The sequence below is a fragment of the Streptomyces sp. NPDC089799 genome, assembly GCF_040684755.1.
Taxonomy (GTDB): Bacteria; Actinomycetota; Actinomycetes; order Streptomycetales; family Streptomycetaceae; genus Streptomyces.
Genome location: NZ_JBFBGR010000004.1, coordinates 216,014 through 233,762 on the forward strand (window position 1 = coordinate 216,014; position 17,749 = coordinate 233,762).

Consider the following 17,749-nt stretch of genomic DNA (forward strand, 5'->3'; position numbering starts at 1 on the left):
TCGCGTGTGCCTGGGACCTTCTCAAAATTCGAACACTCCTCGTCAGGTGGCGCGAAGCGCGGTATTTTCGCGCTTGCTTCAATCGCGCCGAATTTAGCAGCGAGGGGTTGTTGGGTGCCGCCGCTTTGGCGGTGCACCGGAGCGGGTGCCGGGTCCGTATGGGCAGGTCCGAACCCTGAAGCGGAATTCGATATTCGGAATTTGGAGTTCCGGGAAATGCCTGATAAGGAGCCGAGGTTACGGGCGGTTTCGGGGCTGGGGCCTCGAATTACCGGGGGTGCGGGTGCTAGAAAGCAATCGAACACCTGTGAACTCCCTGTGGATGGCGGAATCTCGTCGTCCGGTGGCGGGTTCAACCGATGATTTCCGGCCGCTTCTCTGAGGGGCCGTGCCGGAAACCGACCCCAAGGACTCAGTCAGTGAGACCCTTCCCGACGCGGTCACGCGTCGCGGGGCCGCCCTCGCGCAGGGCGCCCGTACTCATCCTGGCGACCGCGCTCGTCGCCACCCTGACCGGCGCGTTGCCCGCGGTTGCCGCGGGGGCGCCCGCGCTCGCGTCCGCCGCGCAGGCGGCCAAGGCCGAGAAGGCCGAGCAGGAGAACATGTCCCCCGAGGCGAAGGCCTCGGCCAAGGCCGGTGCCGAGGCCAAGCGCACCGGCAAGCGCACCGAGGTCCCGTCGCTGCGTTCGGAGACCGAAGAGGTCTGGGCGAACCCGGACGGCTCGTTCACCTCGGAGCAGTCGCTGGTGCCCACCCGGGTCCGTCGCGGCGGGGCCTACGTCCCCGTGGACACGGGCCTGGTGAAGCAGAAGGACGGCCGGATCGCCCCCAAGGCGACGGTCGCCGGGCTCAGCTTCTCCGGCGGCGGCAAGGGCGCCCTGGTCACCATGCGCAAGGACGGCCGGGACATCAGTCTCACCTGGCCGAAGCCGCTGCCCGCCCCGACGGTGGAGGGCAACAGCGCCACCTACGCCGAGGTCATGAAGGGCGTGGACCTCCGGGTCAGCGCGGACGTGACCGGCTTCTCGCACCAGCTGGTGGTCAAGGACCGGGAGGCCGCGGCCAACCCGGAGCTGGCCTCCGTCGACTTCGGCCTCAAGGGCAACGGCGTGACGGTCCGCAAGGAGGTCAACGGCGAGCTCCGGGCCGTCGACCCGGCGGGCCAGACCCTGTTCAGCTCCGCCAAGCCGCAGATGTGGGACTCGGGCGCCGATCAGGCCCAGCCGGCCGCCTCCCCGACGCCCACCCCGCCCGCCAAGTCTTCCGGCGGCTCCTCGGCGAAGTCCGCCGCCGAAGCCGCCGCCGCTGCCCAGGCCGCCCCGGCGGCCAAGGCCGCCAAGGCGCCGAAGTCCCACGCCGCCGACCGGGTCCGTGCCGTCGACGGCATCTCCCTCGGCAGCAAGCAGGCCGACCTCGGCGTGGCACTGAAGGCCGACAAGCTGACGCTCACCACCGACCGCAAGCTGCTCACCGCGCCCGACACCGCCTTCCCGGTCGTCATCGACCCGGTGTGGCGGGACGACTGGAAGTCGGCCTGGGCGGTCGCCTACAAGCACAACGCCATCCCCGGTTCGGCGAACACCAACTACTGGAACGGCGGCACCCTCAGCAACGACGCCCGCGTCGGCTGCGCCAAGGACGCCCAGAAGGGCAACGCCGTCGTCTGTGCCAAGACCTTCTTCCAGGTTGGCATGGGAGGCCTGGGTGGCAAGCAGATCCTGGGATCCACCCTGCGCATCCAGCAGAAGTCGGCGGGCTCCTGGAGCTGCAACTCCGGCGACATCCAGGTCTGGGACACCGACGCCATCTCCGGTGCCACCACCTGGAACAACCAGCCCGCCTGGAAGCGTCTCGTCGACGCCTCCGGCCAGTCCTACGGCGGCCGAAACTGCCCCGGCGACGGCGACACCATCGAGCTGAACGTGACCTCCGCGGTCGCGGACGCCGCCCGCTGGGGCTGGCCGGCCTGGACCTTCGGCCTGAAGTCCGCCAACGATACGGTCGACGTCTCCTGGCGCAAGCTGAACCCGGACAGCGCCCGCATCTCGACCGAGTTCAACACGCTGCCCAACCCGCCGTCCGAGCGCTCGATGGACCCCTCCCCGGCCGTCCCCTGTGAGGGCGGCCCGATCGGGACCACCGACGAGGTGGTGCTGCGCGCCCGCATCAGTGACGCCGAGGACAACAAGGTCTGGGCCGAGTTCAACTACTGGCAGGCCAGCGACTACAACGGCACCATCAAGAGGGCCCAGGTCGAGATCACCAACGGCAACGTCGCCCTCCTGCGGATCCCGAAGGCCGACCTGCCCGGCTCCGCCTACCGGTGGGACGTACGCGGTCTCGACGGGACCGGCGCGGGCCCCTGGGCCGGCCAGTGCGCGTTCGGCATCGACCGGGACCGCCCCGGTTCGCAGCCGGGCGTGAGTTCGCCCCAGTTCCCCGAGAACGATCCGGTGAACACCTCCTACGCGCGCTCCGAGGGTACGTTCAACCTCACCGCGAACGGGGTCTCCGACATCGTCAAGTACCAGTGGAACACGGCGTCCGACCCGACCGTCCGTACGGTGAACGCGACGTCCGTCGGCGGTCCGGCGCAGGTCAAGTACACCCCGACCTCGGCGGGCCCGCACACCTTCTTCGTCTGGAGCCTCGACGCCTCCGGCAACCGCTCCGACGTCCGGTCGTACGCCTACTCGGCCAAGCGCCAGCTGAACCGGGACAAGCACGGTGACCTCGACGGCAACGGCACCGTCGACATCTGGAGCGTCGACCCCGGCTCCGGCCAGCTGTGGATGCACCCGGGCAACGGCGACGGGTCGTTCGAGGCGTCGAAGAAGCTCGACAAGGGCTCCTTCGCCAACGTCACCTCGCTGACCCACCGGGGCAGCTGGGACGCGGACTACTACGAGGACCTGGTCGCCCTGCGGCCGGAGCCGAACAACAGCCGCAAGCACCTGTACCTCTACCGGGGCAGCGGTGACGGCGACCTGGAGCAGCGCGACAGCACCGCGATCCAGATGTCGACCCAGTACAGCTCGGACGACCGCTGGGGCCAGGCCGACCAGGTCGTGGCGATCAGCAGCGTCAACGACGACATCGACCCCGTCCTGGAAACCGGGAACGGCAAGATCGACGCCGCCGACAACCCCGACCTGCTGGTCAAGGAGGGCTCCAACCTCTGGCTCTACGCCGGCACCCCCACGGGCCAGCTCGGCCTGCGCAACTTCAGGCCGATCGCGCTGGGCAACGCCGACTGGGCGGACATGACCCTGATCGCCCCCGGCGACCTCAACAAGGACGGTCTGCCGGAGATCTGGGCCCGTAACAAGACCACCGGCAAGATCCACCAGTACACCAGCCGCAAGACCACGGACCCGAACGCGGCCGTGGCCCTCGACCTGACCGTGTATGCCGACCCGGCGGTCCGGAACACCTCCATAGGTACCGGCTTCACCGGCACCGCCTACCCGCACCTGAGCAGCAACGGCGACTTCGAGAACGACGGCTTCGTCGACCTGTGGTCGCGCAGCGGCGACGGCGTGATCACCGAGTTCCCCGGTCGCGCCCTGAGCGGCGGCTCCGCCTTCGGTCCCGGCAAGACGCTCGTCCTGGGCGGTACGCCCTGGAACGAGTGCGAGAGCCTGCCGTCCTCCGCCGACGCCACTGTCAAGCACTCCCTGTGCGGTCCGCTGCTGGCCAAGTTCAAGGCGGCCGGCGGACTCGCTGGCTTCGGCAAGCCGACGAGTGCCGTCGGTGAGGCCGCCGACAACGGCCGGTTCATGCACTTCCGCATGAACGGCTCCAACTACGACAACGCCTCCATCTACTGGCACCGCTCCACGGGCGCCTGGATCGTCATCAACGGCAACCGTTCGAAGTGGTTCAGCCTCGGTGCCGAGAACGGCGTCCTGGGCTACCCGACCTCGGACGAGAACCGCAACCCCGACGGCGTCGGCGTGGTGTCCACCTTCCGGGGATCGGGCGGTGAGGGCGCCATCTACTGGTCGCCCACGACCGACTCCCACGAGGTCCACGGCACGAACTACAAGAAGTACCTGGAGACCGGCGGTCCCGGCGGCCTGCTCGGCTACCCGACCACCGACGAGACCGCTCACCCCGACGGCGTGGCCCGCTACAACCACTTCCGCCACCGGGACCAGAGCTCCGACACCGCCTCCATCTACTGGACCTCCACCACCGGCAAGGCGTGGTCGGTCCGCGGTGAGATCCGCAACAAGTGGGTGTCGCTCGGTGCCGAGAAGAGCTTCCTGGGCTACCCGCAGTCGGACGAGTACGACGTCTACGGCGGCCCCCGCGAGGACTTCAGCGGCGGCTACATCCGGCACAACCACACCACCTTCGTGAGCACCGAGCACAAGCCGAACGACCGCACCGCCCACCTGCGCACCGACCTGGCGGGTGACTTCAACGGTGACGGTCGGTCCGACATGGCCACCGTCTACGACTACGGCTACGACGCCACGGCGCTCTACACGCTCGCGGGCAAGGCCGACGGCGGCTTCGCCGCGCCCGTCCTCGCCTACGACACCGGCCGCGGCAACTGGCGCTACAGCCAGTCGCAGTGGGTCGCCGGTGACTTCAACGGCGACGGCCGCGACGACCTGGCCGCGCTCTACGGCTACGGGGACGGCGCCAACGGCATGTTCACCTTCCTCGGCCAGCCCGACGGCACGTTCGTCCAGGTGTCGCGCAGCGCCTACACCGGGCCGGGCAACTGGGATGCGACCAAGGCCAAGCTCGTGGCCGGTGACTTCAACGGTGACAAGCGCGACGACGTGGCGTTCTTCTACGACCACGGCGGATCCACCGGCGCCCACACCTTCCTGTCGAAGGCGGACGGCTCGTTCAACTACTCCTTCGGCAGCTGGCGCTCCGCGCAGGGCGGCTGGTACTGGAACGAGTCCAAGCAGGTCGCCGGTGACTTCAACGGCGACGGCCGGGACGACATCCTGTCCGTCTACGGCAACGGCAACGGCACCGTGACCGCCTACACCCTGCTCGGCCGGCCCGACGGCGGCTTCGCCGACCCGGTGGCCTCCTGGACCCGCTCCCCGGGCAACTGGGAGTTCAACAAGAGCCGGATCACCGCGGGCGACTACAACGGCGACGGTCGTGCCGACCTCGGCATCCTCTACGACTACACCGAGGGCAAGGCGGCGCTGTTCACGCTGACCGGCCGGCCCGACGGCGGGGTCAACGAGGACTTCAAGAGCTGGGAGGTCCCCGCGGGGAACTGGTACGCCGGCTCGTACGGCATGCCGGTCTCCGGCGACGTCAACAAGGACGGCCGCAAGGACATCTCGATCATGTACAACTACGCCACCGGAGCCACGGCGGCGTTCACCTTCAAGGCCCGCACCGACGGCGGGTTCGACGCCCCGCTGAAGAGCTGGCAGGCCACCCCGGGCACCTGGTAGTCCGGTAGCCGACAGCATGTAGCACCACAGCGCGAAGCCCCCGCCCGGATCTTCCGGGCGGGGGCTTCGTACGTGCTGCGCGAGCCGGAGGTCAGTCCTTGATCTCGCAGATCGCGGCGCCGGAGGTGATGGAGGCGCCGACCTCCGCGTTCAGGCCGACGATGGTGCCCGAGCGGTGCGCGTTGAGCGGCTGCTCCATCTTCATGGCCTCCAGGACGACGACGAGTTCGCCCTCCTGGACCTGCTGGCCCTCCTCGACGGCGACCTTGACGATGGTGCCCTGCATGGGCGAGGCCAGGGTGTCGCCGGACGCGGCCGGGCCGGACTTCTTCGTGGCGCGGCGCTTGGGCTTGGCACCGCCGGCGGCCGCCGTACGGGCCAGGGTCATGCCCAGCGAGGAGGGCAGGGAGACCTCCAGGCGCTTGCCGCCGACCTCGACCACGACGGTCTCGCGGCCGGGCTCGTCCTCGGTGTCCTCGGCGGCCGGGACGGCGAAGGCCGGGATCTCGTTGACGAACTCGGTCTCGATCCAGCGGGTGTGGACCTTGAACGGAGTGCCGTCGGTCGGCGCGAAGGCCGGGTCGACGACGACCGCGCGGTGGAACGGGATGGCGGTGGCCATGCCCTCGACCTGGAACTCGGCCAGGGCACGGGCGGCGCGCTGCAGGGCCTGCTCACGGGTGGCGCCGGTGACGATCAGCTTGGCCAGCAGGGAGTCCCAGGCCGGGCCGATCACGCTGCCGGACTCCACGCCGGCGTCCAGGCGGACACCGGGGCCGGTCGGCGCGTTGAAGACGGTGACGGTGCCGGGGGCCGGGAGGAAGTTGCGGCCCGGGTCCTCGCCGTTGATGCGGAACTCGAAGGAGTGGCCGCGCAGCTGCGGGTCGCCGTAGCCGAGCTCCTCGCCGTCGGCGATGCGGAACATCTCGCGGACCAGGTCGATGCCGGTGACCTCTTCGGTGACCGGGTGCTCGACCTGCAGGCGGGTGTTGACCTCCAGGAAGGAGATCGTCCCGTCGAGGCCGACGAGGAACTCCACGGTGCCGGCGCCGACGTAGCCGGCTTCCTTGAGGATGGCCTTGGAGGCGGCGTACAGCTCGGCGTTCTGCTCCTCGGAGAGGAACGGGGCCGGGGCCTCCTCCACCAGCTTCTGGTGGCGGCGCTGGAGCGAGCAGTCACGCGTGGAGACGACGACCACGTTGCCGTGGCTGTCGGCCAGGCACTGGGTCTCGACGTGGCGCGGCTTGTCGAGGTAGCGCTCGACGAAGCACTCGCCGCGGCCGAAGGCGGCCACGGCCTCGCGCACGGCGGAGTCGTAGAGCTCGGGGACCTCTTCGAGGGTGCGGGCGACCTTCAGGCCGCGGCCGCCGCCGCCGAAGGCGGCCTTGATGGCGATCGGCAGGCCGTTCTCGCGGGCGAAGGCGACGACCTCGTCGGCACCCGAGACGGGGTCCGGGGTGCCGGCCACCAGCGGCGCGCCGGCGCGCTGGGCGATGTGCCGGGCGGCCACCTTGTCGCCGAGGTCGCGGATGGCCTGCGGCGGCGGGCCGATCCAGGTCAGCCCCGCGTCGATGACGGCCTGCGCGAACTCCGCGTTCTCGGAGAGAAAGCCGTAACCGGGGTGGATGGCGTCGGCGCCGGAGTCGGCGGCGGCCTGCAGGACCTTGGAGATGTCCAGGTAGCTGGCGGCGGGGGTGTCGCCGCCCAACGCGAAGGCCTCGTCGGCCGCGCGGACGTGCAGAGCGTCCCGGTCCGGGTCGGCGTATACGGCTACGCTGGCGATCCCGGCGTCCCGGCAGGCCCGGGCAACGCGGACAGCGATTTCGCCACGGTTGGCGATGAGCACCTTGCGCACGATGGCTCCCTCCTGAGAATCAAGCTGAGTTTAGGGACAGCCGACACGGGCTTTCGACCCGTCTCCGGAGGTGAGCTTGCCCACACAGAGCGTGATTCGAGGCCGGTTCGAGTGAAAGAACCCTTGTGGCGCCCCAGGTCGGAGGCATCCCCAACGGCACAGTAACCCCGAGATGTGGCCAAGGTCTCTGTGCGCACGCGCAGCGGCCCCTGCGGAATCTTTGTTGGATCCCTACCAAGCACCTGATCTTTCTTTGCCCGTGTCCGGAGTCTTGTCCCCTGATTTACCCGTTAGTAGCCTCCGGGGCATGCTGCGAAGACTGGTGGCCGGAACGGCCGCGCTCGTGCTCGTCGCGGAGGCGGCGGTCGTCGTCCTGGTGCACGCCGTGCTGGGCCGCACGACGGAGAGCCAGTCCATGTCGATCGCCGGCAGCGATCCGGATGTCATGTCTATGGCGACGTATGCGCTGGGGGCCGGGATGGGCGCCTTCCTGCTGCTCTGCGCCGGACTGCTCGGCTGGGCCGCCGTCCGCGACCGGCCGCCCGCCCGGTTCGCCCGCGCGGTCCTCTTCGGCGCCGCGGTGGCCCACGGGCTGCTCGGCGCGCTGGCCGTCGGCCTGCTGGGGTGGACCGCCTTCGCCGTGCTGATGCTGGCCCTCTGCCTGATCGCCCTGACCCTGATGCTCCAGCCGGGCACCCCCGGCCGGGAAGGCCGGCCGGGGGACGGGAACGAGCGCGGAAACGAGCGCGGGGGCAAGGGCGGGAACGAGGGCGGGAACGGTGGGATCGCCGGGATCAGGCCCACAAGTCCGTGATGGACACACCCAGTTCGCCCAGCAGCGAGCGCAGCAGCGGCAGCGACAGCCCGATCACGTTCCCGTGGTCGCCCTCGATCCCCTCCACGAACGGCCCCGACAGGCCGTCCAGGGTGAAGGCCCCGGCCACGTGCAGCGGCTCCCCGCTCGCCACGTACGCCGCCACCTCCGCGTCCGTGGGCTCGCCGAACCGCACCGTGGTGGAGGCCGTGGCCGACACCTGACGGCCGGTCGCCGTGTCGATCAGGCAGTGCCCGGTGCGCAGCACCCCGGCCCGCCCGCGCATGGCCTTCCAGCGGGCGGTGGCCTCCTCGGCGTCCGCGGGCTTCCCCAGCGCCTCGCCGTCCAGCTCCAGGACGGAGTCGCAGCCGATCACCAGCGCCCCCGCGGCCTCGGCCCGGCCGGCCACCACGGCCGCCTTGGCTTCCGCCAGGGCCAGCGCCAGCTCGGCGGGCGTGTCCGCGTCCAGCGAGTCCTCGTCGAAGTCGCTGACCATCACGTGCGGGGCGAGCCCGGCCTGCCGCAGCAGGTTCAGCCGGGCGGGGGAGGCGGAGGCGAGGACCAGGGTGCGGGGTTCGGCAGCAGTCATGGGCCTCATCGTAGGGCGGGCCCGGGAGGCGGGACCGGGGGCCGGGACCGGGGCCGGGTCGGGCCGGGTCAGAGGCCACCCACGCCCAGGACGTAGACCAGGACCAGCATGGCCACGGCCAGGACCACGGTCAGCCGGCGGATCATCGCCTGAGCCTCGCGCATGTCCTTCGGCGGCTCGTCTTTCGGGTCGGACCAGAGCATGCCCCGATCCTCCCGCCCCACGGCGCGGCGGCGCCTGAGTACGGGTACTCAGGCGCCGCCTTCCGTTCCCCTAGGGGACGGACCGCACCACTACGCGGGCCAGTACGTACGGCCCCACGCGCGCGGGCCCGGCTGCGGCATCCGCCGCCGCGCCACCCGGGCCGGATCGGCCCACTGGTCCGCCGCGCCCGGAGCGCCCGGCGGCACCGAGGCCAGTGCCGCCGCGCGCGCTTGGACCACCGCCAGTGCGGCGGCCAGCTCCTCGGGGGTCGGGTTCCCCTTGACGACCTTGATCACCGGACCTCCTAGAGGGGGATGTTGCCGTGCTTCTTCGGGGGCAGCGACTCCCGCTTCGTGCGCAGGGCGCGCAGCCCCTTCACGATGTGTGCCCGGGTCTCGGACGGGAGTACCACCGCGTCCACGTATCCGCGGTCGGCCGCCGTGTACGGGTTCAGCAGGGTGTCCTCGTACTCGGAGATCAGCTGCGCCCGGGCGGCCTCTGCGTTTCCGGCGGCATTCGCCTCTTCGATCGCCCGCCGGTGCAGGATGTTGACCGCGCCCTGCGCGCCCATCACGGCGATCTGCGCGGTCGGCCAGGCCAGGTTCAGGTCGGCACCCAGGTGCTTGGAGCCCATGACGTCGTACGCACCGCCGAAGGCCTTGCGGGTGATGACCGTGATCAGCGGCACGGTGGCCTCGGCGTAGGCGTAGATCAGCTTGGCGCCGCGCCGGATGATGCCGCCGTACTCCTGGTCCACGCCCGGCAGGAAGCCGGGCACGTCCACGAAGGTCAGCACCGGGACGTTGAAGGCGTCGCAGGTGCGCACGAAGCGCGCGGCCTTCTCGGAGGCGTTGATGTCCAGGCAGCCGGCGAACTGCATCGGCTGGTTGGCGACGATGCCCACCGGGTGGCCCTCGACCCGGCCGAAGCCGGTCAGGATGTTCGGCGCGAACATCGACTGGGTCTCCAGGAACTCGCCCTCGTCCAGCACGTGCTCCAGCACGGTGTGCATGTCGTACGGCTGGTTGGCCGAGTCCGGGATCAGGACGTCCAGCTCGCGGTCGGCGTCCAGGACCTCGGTGTCGGCTTCCTCCGGGAAGGCCGGCGGCTCCGAGAGGTTGTTCGAAGGCAGGAACGAGAGCAGGGACTTGACGTACTCGATGGCGTCCTTCTCGTCGCCCGCCATGTGGTGCGCCACGCCGGAGGTGGTGTTGTGGGTCCGGGCGCCGCCCAGCTCCTCGAAGCCCACGTCCTCGCCGGTGACCGTCTTGATGACGTCCGGGCCGGTGATGAACATGTGCGAGGTCTGGTCGACCATCACCGTGAAGTCGGTGATCGCCGGGGAGTACACGGCACCGCCCGCACACGGTCCGACGACCAGGCTGATCTGCGGGATCACCCCGGAGGCGAGGGTGTTGCGGCGGAAGATCTCGCCGTACATGCCGAGGGCCATGACGCCCTCCTGGATCCGGGCGCCGCCGGAGTCGTTGATGCCGACGACCGGGCATCCGGTCTTCAGCGCGAAGTCCATGACCTTCATGATCTTCTGGCCGTAGACCTCGCCGAGCGCCCCGCCGAAGACGGTGAAGTCCTGCGAGAACACGGCCACCGGACGGCCGTCCACGGTGCCGTAACCGGTGACGACGCCGTCGCCGTAGGGGCGGGTCTTCTCCAGCCCGAAGTTGGTCGAACGGTGCCGGGCGAGCTCGTCGAGCTCGACGAACGAGCCCTCGTCCAGGAGCAGCGCGATCCGCTCACGCGCCGTCAGCTTGCCCTTGGCATGCTGCTTCTCCACCGCCCGCGCGGATCCGGCGTGCGTGGCCTCGTCGATACGGCGCTGCAGATCCGCGATCTTCCCCGCGGTGGTGTGGATGTCGATGGGCTCTGAGGGTTGAGACATCGGGGTCGCGGCTCCCTGAGTGGTGAACTTCAGTGGTGTCCACTGCCTGGTCAAGTGATTGACAGCTGCTGGCTACTGGTGCGTAGCGTATCGGCGGGCATGGCGCACGGCAGTGCGGCGTTTGACACACCTAATGTGGCTTGCATGACGCCATCCGATGCCTCATCCGGACGCTGGTCGCGCCTCGACCGGCCGCCGCTCTCCGAAGCCGCGCTGCGGCGCTCCCTCCTCGCCGAAGGCGGCCTGTGGACCTCCGTGGAGGTCGTGGACTCCACCGGCTCCACCAACTCCGACCTCGCGGCGCGGGCCGGCTCCCTGCCGGAGGGGGCCGTGCTGGTCGCCGAGGAGCAGACCGCCGGCCGCGGGCGGCTGGACCGCAGCTGGGTCGCGCCCGCCCGGTCCGGACTGTTCTTCTCGGTGCTGCTCAAGCCCGGCGAGCGGGTGCCGGCCGCGCAGTGGGGCTGGCTCACGCTGCTGGCCGGGGTCGCCACCGCAGCCGGGGTGGCCCAGGCGGCCGGCGTGGACACGGCGCTCAAGTGGCCCAACGACCTGCTCGTCACCGTGGACGGGGAGGAGCGGAAGGCCGGCGGCATCCTCGCCGAGCGCGTGGACGACGGGCTCGTCATCGGCATCGGCCTCAACGTCACCCTGACCGAGGACGAACTGCCGGTGCCCGCGGCGGGCTCGCTGGCGCTGGCCAAGGCCGCCGTCACCGACCGCGAGCCGGTGCTCAAGGCGGTGCTGCGGTCGATGGAGGACTGGTACGGGCGCTGGATCGCGGCGGGCGGCGACGCGGCCGAGTCCGGCCTGCAGGAGACGTACGCGGCGGGCTGCGCCACGCTGGCCCGGCACGTACGGGCCGAGCTGCCGGGCGGCCGCGAGCTCACCGGTACGGCCGAGGCGGTGGACGCGGACGGCCGCCTGGTCGTCCGTACGGCCGAAGGCGCCCGGGAGGCGGTCTCCGCGGGCGACGTCATCCACCTCCGGGGGCACTGAGCACGGCGCCGGCGGGGCCGGAAGGGGGCCCGGGGCGCGCCGGGCACGGGCCGGAAGCCGGCCCGGGGCGGGCCGGATGCGTGCCGGAGCGAAACCGGGCCCCAGGTGGAGGAGTGAGCTACGGCACACCTGCCGTATGGTTTAGGCGATCCCGGTGCTCCCGGTGATCAACCGGTTCGCAGGGCAGTGCGCACGGAATGGACAGGAGGCGGCCCTTGACCGTCGACGACGCTGGTTCCGGCGCGGTGTCCCCCAGCGGCAGCCATGTGATGCCCATCGGGCGCGAGCAGCACCACCCGCACCACGAGGTGGACCACACCGCCCAGCCGACCGCGGATCCCCTCGCCATCCGGCTGGAGCAGCTGATCCTGGGCGCGGAGCGCCGGTACACGCCCTTCCAGGCGGCACGCAGCGCGGGTGTGTCGATGGAGCTGGCCTCCCGCTTCTGGCGGGCGATGGGCTTCGCGGACATCGGCCAGGCGAAGGCGCTGACCGAGGCGGACGTGCTGGCGCTGCGCCGGCTGGCGGGTCTGGTCGAGGCGGGGCTGCTGAGCGAGCCGATGGCGGTGCAGGTGGCCCGGTCCACCGGACAGACCACCGCCCGGCTGGCCGAATGGCAGATCGACTCCTTCCTGGAGGGGCTGACGGAGCCGCCGGAGCCGGGGATGACCCGGACCGAGGTCACGTACCCGCTGGTCGAGCTGCTGCTGCCGGAGCTGGAGGAGTTCCTCGTCTACGTGTGGCGGCGGCAGCTGGCCGCCGCCACCGGCCGCGTGGTGCAGGCCGCCGACGACGAGGAGATGGTGGACCGGCGGCTGGCCGTCGGCTTCGCCGACCTCGTGGGATTCACCCGTTTGACGCGGCGTCTGGAGGAAGAGGAGCTCGGCGAGCTGGTCGAGGCCTTCGAGACCACCTGCGCGGACCTGGTGGCCGCGCACGGCGGACGGCTGATCAAGACGTTGGGCGACGAGGTGCTGTTCGCCGCGGACGACGCGGGGACGGCCGCGGAGATCGCGCTCCGGCTCATCGAGACGATGGAGGCCGACCCGCAGATGCCGGAGCTGCGCGTCGGCATCGCCTTCGGGACCGTCACGACCCGGATGGGCGACGTCTTCGGCACCACGGTGAACCTGGCGAGCCGGCTCACCTCGATAGCGCCCAAGGACGCGGTGCTGGTGGACGGGGCGATGGCCGAGGAGCTCGGCCGTACGGGCGCGGCGCCGGTCTCGGAGAAGGAGGCCGAGTCGGAGGAGGGCGGCGGGTCGTACCGCTTCGCCCTGCAGCCGATGTGGCAGCGGCCGGTGCGCGGGCTGGGAGTCGTGGAGCCCTGGTCGCTGACCCGGCGTACGCCTAAGATCCCCGGTTGACAGGGCGATAACGCTCGTTAACCGGGAGGGTCGGGTGGGTCGGATGGATCAGGGTCGGCTGGATCAGGGTCAGCGCTTCGGGGAGTTCGTCGAGGTGCGCCGGCACGGCGGCAGCGGCGGTGCGACCGGGGTCGTGGAGCTGGTGCTGGACCGGCCCAAGGCGATGAACGCGGTGTCCACGGAGATGGCCCGGTCGATCGGTGCTGCGTGCGCGGCGCTGGCCGCGGACCCGGAGGCCCGGGTGGTGGTGCTGACCTCGACGCACGAGCGGGCCTTCTGCGTGGGCGCGGACCTCAAGGAGCGGAACTCGCTCTCCGACGCCGAGCTGGTCGCGCAGCGGCCCACCACGCGCGGCGCGTACGGCGGGGTGCTGGAGCTGCCGATGCCGACGATCGCGGCGGTGCACGGCTTCGCCCTGGGCGGCGGCTTCGAGCTCGCGCTGGCCTGCGACCTGATCGTGGCCGACGAGACCGCGGTGGTGGGCCTGCCGGAGGTCTCGGTCGGCGTGATCCCGGGCGGCGGCGGTACGCAGCTGCTGCCGCGCCGGGTGGGTGCGGCGCGGGCCGCGGAGCTGATCTTCACGGCGCGGCGGGTGGAGGGCCCCGACGCCCTGGCGCTGGGCCTGGTGGACGAGCTGGTCGGCGCGGGCCGCGACCGGGAGCGGGCGCTGGAACTGGCCGGGACGATCGCGGCGAACTCCCCGGTGGGGCTGCGTGCGGCCAAGAAGGCGCTGCGGCTGGGGCACGGGATGGACCTGACGGCCGGGCTGGAGATCGAGGACGCCGCCTGGCGCACGGTCGCCTTCTCCGGGGACCGGGCGGAGGGCGTGGCGGCGTTCAACGAGAAGCGGAAGCCGAACTGGCCGGGCCGCTGACCGCCGTGACGGCGAGGGCTGCCGTGACGGCTACGGCCGCCGGCTGCCGTGACGCGGCCGGCTGCCGTGATGCCGCCGGCCGCTGTGACGGCGAGGGCCGTCGTGAGGCCGGGGGCCGTCGTGCCGCCGGTGGTCGCAGTGCCGCCGGTGGCCGCCGTGACCCCGGTGGCCGCCGTGACCCCGGTGGCCGCCGTGATGCCGACGGCACTGCCTGCCCGGGCGGCGGCCGAATGCCGCATCGGGCGGATCACGCATCACTGAATCGGACAAAACTCCCTACGCTGGGGTGATGGGAGTGGACGGGCGGCTGCGGGCCGTGGTGAGCCTGGCACAGGCCATGGCGGCGGCGCACACGCCGCGGGATGCGGTACGGGCGGCCGCGCACGGCGCGCGCACCGCGCTCGACGGGTCGTTCGCCGCGATCTCCGCATGGGAGCGGGAGCGGGGCCGGCTGCGGGTCCTGGTGAACGAGGGTGCGCGGCGGCCCGGCGAGGAGGAGTTCCCCGAGGACGAGTCCTATCCCGTGCACGACTTCCCGGAGATCACCGAGTTCCTGCACGAGCGCTGGGCCGGGGGCGGTGGCCCGCACGCCTGGGTGGAGTACGCCGCCAGCGGCCGCCCGGGACGGCGCGGGGACGCGCTGCGCCGGCGCCGCCGCGGGTCCTGCGTGGTGGCGCCGGTCGTGCTGAGCGGGCGGGCCTGGGGAGAGCTCTACGTCGCCCGGGACGAGGGGCTGCCGGAGTTCGACCCGGACGACGCGGAGTTCGCGGCGGTGCTGGCGGCCGTGGTGGCGGCCGGGCTGGCGCAGAACGAGCGGCTGGAGGAGGCGCGGCGGCTGGCCTTCACCGATCCGCTCACCGGGCTCGCGAACCGGCGCGCGGTGGACATGCGGCTGGACGAGGCGCTGGAAGCGCACCGGACGGCCGGGGCGGTGGTCAGCCTGGTGGTCTGCGACCTGAACGGCCTGAAGCGGGTCAACGACACCCTCGGGCACGCGACCGGCGACCGGCTGCTGGAGCGCTTCGGGTCGGTGCTCAGCCTGTGCGGCGCGATGCTGCCGGGCGCGCTGGTGGCGCGGCTGGGCGGGGACGAGTTCTGCGTGGTCTCCGTCGGTCCGGCGGCGGACGAGGTCGTACGGGTGGCGGAGCTGGTGTGCGAGCGGGCGGGGGAGCTGGAGCTCGGCGAGGGGGTGGCCTGCGGGGTCGCCTCCACGGGGGACGACATCGGGCAGGTGAAGTCCTCGCGGCGGCTGTTCCGGCTGGCGGACGCGGCGCAGTACAAGGCGAAGGCGGCGCGCTCGGCGAAGCCGGTGGTCGCCGGGCGGGACACCGCCGTGGTCCGCCTCGCCGACGCCGCCCACCCCACGGCCCCCGCCGAACGCCGCCGCTTCCGCGGCCGCGGCTGACCGCTCGGCGGAGGCGGCGGCATCCGGCCGCACACCCGCGCGGCGGCTAGAGGCCGCGTTCGACCATGGAGATGACGTCCTGGCCGGCCGTGTGGGCCTGGGCCGGGGTGATGCCCCGGAGGGGGCCGTCGATCATCAGGACGGCGAGGCCGTGGACCGCGGACCAGGCGAGGAACTCGGCGCCCGGGCGCCGCTCCGGGGGGAGCAGGCCGGCGTCCACCAGCCCGTCCAGTGCGGCGCCGAGGATCTCGAAGGGCGTCAGCCCCTGCTCGCCCGCGGCCGTGTCGTCGGCCGCGTGGGTCATGTCGGCCGGCGTGTGGAAGGCGGCCCGGAACAGCCCCGGTTCGGCCACTGCGTAGCCGAGGTAGCCGGTGCCGACGGCCCGGAACCGGGCCCGCGCGCGGGTCGCCGGGTCCGCGGTCGCCGGGACGGCCGCCTGCTCGGCCTCCATGCGGGCGGCGACCTCCGCCATGGCCGCCATGGACACGGCGTGGACCAGTGCGTCCCGGTCGGCGAAGTGCCGGTAGGCGGCATTGGGGGCCACCCCGGCCCGCCGGGTCACCTCGCGCAGCGAGACGGCCGCGGGCCCGCCTTCGGCGGCGAGTCCGACCGCCGCGTCGAGCAGGGCGGGCCGCAGGTTCCCGTGGCGGTAGGTGGCGCGTCTGGGCGGGGCCGGGTCGGGGGTGGCTGCCATCTGGCGTGCTCCTTCGGTGAGTTCACGGTGCGGCGCGGGACGTGGGTGCCGGACTTTGATGTGGACGGCGTCCACATCCTGTGGCTATTCTTCGGGCAGTGGATGTGAACAGCGTACACATTGAGGGGGATCCCATGGCTTTCGAGACCGCGGTTTCGGCGGACGGCACCGTCATCGCCTTCGACCGGCAGGGCACCGGCCCGGCGCTGGTCCTGGTCAGCGGCGCGTTCGGGGTGCGCGAGGACCCGCGCTGGCGCGAGTTCGGCGAGGAGCTCGCCGACCGCTTCACCGTGGTCGCGTACGACCGCCGCGGCCGCGGCGACAGTGGCGACGGCGGCCGGCGCTACGACGTGCAGGACGAGGTGGACGACCTGTCCGCGGTGATCGCCGCCGTGGGCGGGACGGCGTGCGTGTTCGGCCTGTCCTCCGGTGCGGCGCTCGCGCTGGAGGCGGTCGCCCGCGGTGCCGCCGTCACCCGTCTCGCCCTGTACGAGCCGCCGTTCGTGGTGGACGGCAGTCGGCCGCCGGTCCCCGAGGAGTACTCCGACCGGCTGGTCGCGCTGCTGGCGGACGGCTCCCGCGGTGCCATGGTCGAGTACTTCATGACGGCTGCGGTCGGGGTGCCCGCCGAATACCTCGGCGGGATGCGCCAGGACCCGTCGTGGGCCTTCATGGAGTCCGTGGCGCACACCCTCCCGCACGACGCCGCCGCCATGGGGGACACCATGCGCGGCCGCCCGCTGGACGGCCGGCGCTGGGCCCCGGTGTCCGTGCCGGTCCTGGTCGCCGACGGCGGCGAGAGCTTCCCGTGGATCCGCACGGCCGCCGACGCGCTGGCCGGGGTGCTGCCGGACGCCGTACGCCGCACCCTGGAGGGGCAGGACCACGGCGTGGCGGCGAAGGCCATGGCGCCCGTGCTGGCCGGGTTCTTCACCGAGGAGGAGCACTGATGGGCGGCAGGGTGTTCGTGTCGATCGGGATGAGCCTCGACGGGTACGTCGCCGGTCCGAACGCCCGTCCCGGCAACCCCCTGGGCGACGGCGGGATGAAGATCCACCGCTGGCTGTACGGGGTGGAGGCGTGGCGGGAGCGGCAGAGCCTGGGCGGCGGCGGCCGCAACGCCTCCGGGGAGATCGTCGAGGAGAACTTCGCGCGGGCGGGCGCCTATGTCATGGGCCGCCGGATGTTCGACGAGGGCGAGGCCGACTGGCCCGACCCGCCGCCCTTCCGGGCACCCGTCTTCGTGCTCACCCACACCCCGCGCCCGCCCTGGGAGCGGCACGGCGGGACCACCTTCCACTTCGTCACCCACGGCCCGCACGAGGCCCTGGAGCGCGCCCGGGAGGCGGCGGACGGGAAGGACGTGCAGGTCTCGGGCGGGGCGGAGACCGTCCGGCAGTACCTCAACGCCGGCCTGGTGGACGAGCTGGAGGTGCACCTGGCCCCGCTGGTGCTGGGCTCCGGGGTCCGGCTGCTCGACGGCGTCGACCCGGAGATCGCCCTCACCCCCGAGCGGACCGTGGGCACCGACGAGGTCACCCACATCCGTTACCGGGTGTCCCGGGGACGTGCCCCGGGACACTAGTGACATATTGAGATTCAGTCCGTAGGGT

Annotated in this window: 14 protein-coding genes; 8 read left to right on the forward strand and 6 right to left on the reverse strand. The window is 72.1% G+C overall.

Features of this window, described 5'->3' with window-relative positions; translation table 11 throughout:
* Window positions 1-419 precede the first annotated feature (419 nt).
* Window positions 420-5,438 (forward strand): FG-GAP-like repeat-containing protein, encoded by a 5,019-nt coding sequence (locus AB0O36_RS05525; protein WP_365104391.1) that lies wholly within the window; start codon window positions 420-422, stop codon window positions 5,436-5,438.
* Between the two features lie 91 nt (window positions 5,439-5,529).
* Here AB0O36_RS05525 and AB0O36_RS05530 read toward each other — a convergent pair whose 3' ends face one another.
* Window positions 5,530-7,293: a biotin carboxylase N-terminal domain-containing protein gene (locus tag AB0O36_RS05530; RefSeq protein WP_365104393.1), complete on the reverse strand. Its 1,764-nt coding sequence runs from the start codon at window positions 7,291-7,293 to the stop codon at window positions 5,530-5,532.
* Between the two features lie 307 nt (window positions 7,294-7,600).
* Between AB0O36_RS05530 and AB0O36_RS05535 the strand changes: the two genes are divergently transcribed.
* A complete protein-coding gene (locus AB0O36_RS05535; protein ID WP_365104396.1) occupies window positions 7,601-8,107 on the forward strand; it encodes a hypothetical protein in 507 nt (168 codons plus the stop codon).
* On the opposite strand, the gene AB0O36_RS05540 is transcribed toward AB0O36_RS05535, so the two are convergent.
* The 4 genes from AB0O36_RS05540 to AB0O36_RS05555 form a co-directional block, all read right to left on the reverse strand.
* Window positions 8,088-8,705 (reverse strand): nucleoside triphosphate pyrophosphatase, encoded by a 618-nt coding sequence (locus AB0O36_RS05540; RefSeq protein ID WP_365104399.1) that lies wholly within the window; start codon window positions 8,703-8,705, stop codon window positions 8,088-8,090. The genes AB0O36_RS05535 and AB0O36_RS05540 overlap by 20 nt on opposite strands.
* Window positions 8,706-8,764: 59 nt before the next feature.
* Window positions 8,765-8,899, reverse strand: a complete 135-nt coding sequence (locus tag AB0O36_RS05545; RefSeq protein WP_365104402.1) for a hypothetical protein — start codon at window positions 8,897-8,899, stop codon at window positions 8,765-8,767.
* Window positions 8,900-8,989: 90 nt separating this feature from the next.
* Entirely contained in the window at window positions 8,990-9,196 is a 207-nt protein-coding gene (locus tag AB0O36_RS05550; RefSeq protein WP_365104405.1) for an acyl-CoA carboxylase epsilon subunit, read from the reverse strand.
* Window positions 9,197-9,204: 8 nt separating this feature from the next.
* Complete coding sequence (locus AB0O36_RS05555; protein WP_365104407.1) at window positions 9,205-10,800, reverse strand: acyl-CoA carboxylase subunit beta; 1,596 nt, start codon at window positions 10,798-10,800, stop codon at window positions 9,205-9,207.
* Window positions 10,801-10,944: 144 nt separating this feature from the next.
* Here AB0O36_RS05555 and AB0O36_RS05560 point away from each other — a divergent pair, with 144 nt between their 5' ends.
* The 4 genes from AB0O36_RS05560 to AB0O36_RS05575 all read left to right on the forward strand — a co-directional run bounded on the left by AB0O36_RS05560 (window position 10,945) and on the right by AB0O36_RS05575 (window position 15,442).
* A complete protein-coding gene (locus tag AB0O36_RS05560) occupies window positions 10,945-11,796 on the forward strand; it encodes a biotin--[acetyl-CoA-carboxylase] ligase (protein ID WP_365104410.1) in 852 nt (283 codons plus the stop codon).
* A gap of 269 nt (window positions 11,797-12,065) precedes the next feature.
* Window positions 12,066-13,163, forward strand: a complete 1,098-nt coding sequence (locus AB0O36_RS05565; RefSeq protein WP_365104695.1) for an adenylate/guanylate cyclase domain-containing protein — start codon at window positions 12,066-12,068, stop codon at window positions 13,161-13,163.
* 43 nt (window positions 13,164-13,206) lie between these two features.
* Window positions 13,207-14,037 carry an enoyl-CoA hydratase-related protein gene (locus AB0O36_RS05570; protein ID WP_365104411.1) on the forward strand — a complete coding sequence of 277 codons (831 nt, stop codon included), beginning with the start codon at window positions 13,207-13,209 and terminating at the stop codon, window positions 14,035-14,037.
* Between the two features lie 289 nt (window positions 14,038-14,326).
* A complete protein-coding gene (locus AB0O36_RS05575) occupies window positions 14,327-15,442 on the forward strand; it encodes a sensor domain-containing diguanylate cyclase (protein WP_365104414.1) in 1,116 nt (371 codons plus the stop codon).
* A gap of 46 nt (window positions 15,443-15,488) precedes the next feature.
* Here the strand turns inward: AB0O36_RS05575 and AB0O36_RS05580 are convergent, their stop codons facing one another.
* On the reverse strand, window positions 15,489-16,136 hold the full coding sequence (locus AB0O36_RS05580) for a TetR/AcrR family transcriptional regulator (RefSeq protein WP_365104416.1): 648 nt from the start codon (window positions 16,134-16,136) through the stop codon (window positions 15,489-15,491).
* Between the two features lie 134 nt (window positions 16,137-16,270).
* On the opposite strand from AB0O36_RS05580, the gene AB0O36_RS05585 reads away from it, so the two are divergent.
* Together AB0O36_RS05585 and AB0O36_RS05590 are read left to right on the forward strand one after the other, a co-directional pair.
* The gene (locus AB0O36_RS05585) at window positions 16,271-17,086 is read left to right on the forward strand and encodes an alpha/beta fold hydrolase (RefSeq protein ID WP_365104418.1); all 816 of its coding nucleotides are present in this window, start codon (window positions 16,271-16,273) and stop codon (window positions 17,084-17,086) included.
* Complete coding sequence (locus AB0O36_RS05590) at window positions 17,086-17,721, forward strand: dihydrofolate reductase family protein (RefSeq protein ID WP_365104421.1); 636 nt, start codon at window positions 17,086-17,088, stop codon at window positions 17,719-17,721. Before AB0O36_RS05585 ends, AB0O36_RS05590 begins: the two co-directional genes overlap by 1 nt.
* Window positions 17,722-17,749 lie beyond the last annotated feature (28 nt).

Coding starts and splice junctions, on each gene's coding strand:
- AB0O36_RS05535 (WP_365104396.1), top strand. CDS start 7,601: ATGCTGCGAAGACTGGTGGCCGGAACGGCCGCGCTCGTGCTCGTCGCG.
- AB0O36_RS05540 (WP_365104399.1), bottom strand. CDS start 8,705: ATGAGGCCCATGACTGCTGCCGAACCCCGCACCCTGGTCCTCGCCTCC.
- AB0O36_RS05545 (WP_365104402.1), bottom strand. CDS start 8,899: ATGCTCTGGTCCGACCCGAAAGACGAGCCGCCGAAGGACATGCGCGAG.
- AB0O36_RS05555 (WP_365104407.1), bottom strand. CDS start 10,800: ATGTCTCAACCCTCAGAGCCCATCGACATCCACACCACCGCGGGGAAG.
- AB0O36_RS05560 (WP_365104410.1), top strand. CDS start 10,945: ATGACGCCATCCGATGCCTCATCCGGACGCTGGTCGCGCCTCGACCGG.
- AB0O36_RS05565 (WP_365104695.1), top strand. CDS start 12,066: ATGCCCATCGGGCGCGAGCAGCACCACCCGCACCACGAGGTGGACCAC.
- AB0O36_RS05570 (WP_365104411.1), top strand. CDS start 13,207: ATGGATCAGGGTCGGCTGGATCAGGGTCAGCGCTTCGGGGAGTTCGTC.
- AB0O36_RS05575 (WP_365104414.1), top strand. CDS start 14,327: ATGGGAGTGGACGGGCGGCTGCGGGCCGTGGTGAGCCTGGCACAGGCC.
- AB0O36_RS05580 (WP_365104416.1), bottom strand. CDS start 16,136: ATGGCAGCCACCCCCGACCCGGCCCCGCCCAGACGCGCCACCTACCGC.
- AB0O36_RS05585 (WP_365104418.1), top strand. CDS start 16,271: ATGGCTTTCGAGACCGCGGTTTCGGCGGACGGCACCGTCATCGCCTTC.
- AB0O36_RS05590 (WP_365104421.1), top strand. CDS start 17,086: ATGGGCGGCAGGGTGTTCGTGTCGATCGGGATGAGCCTCGACGGGTAC.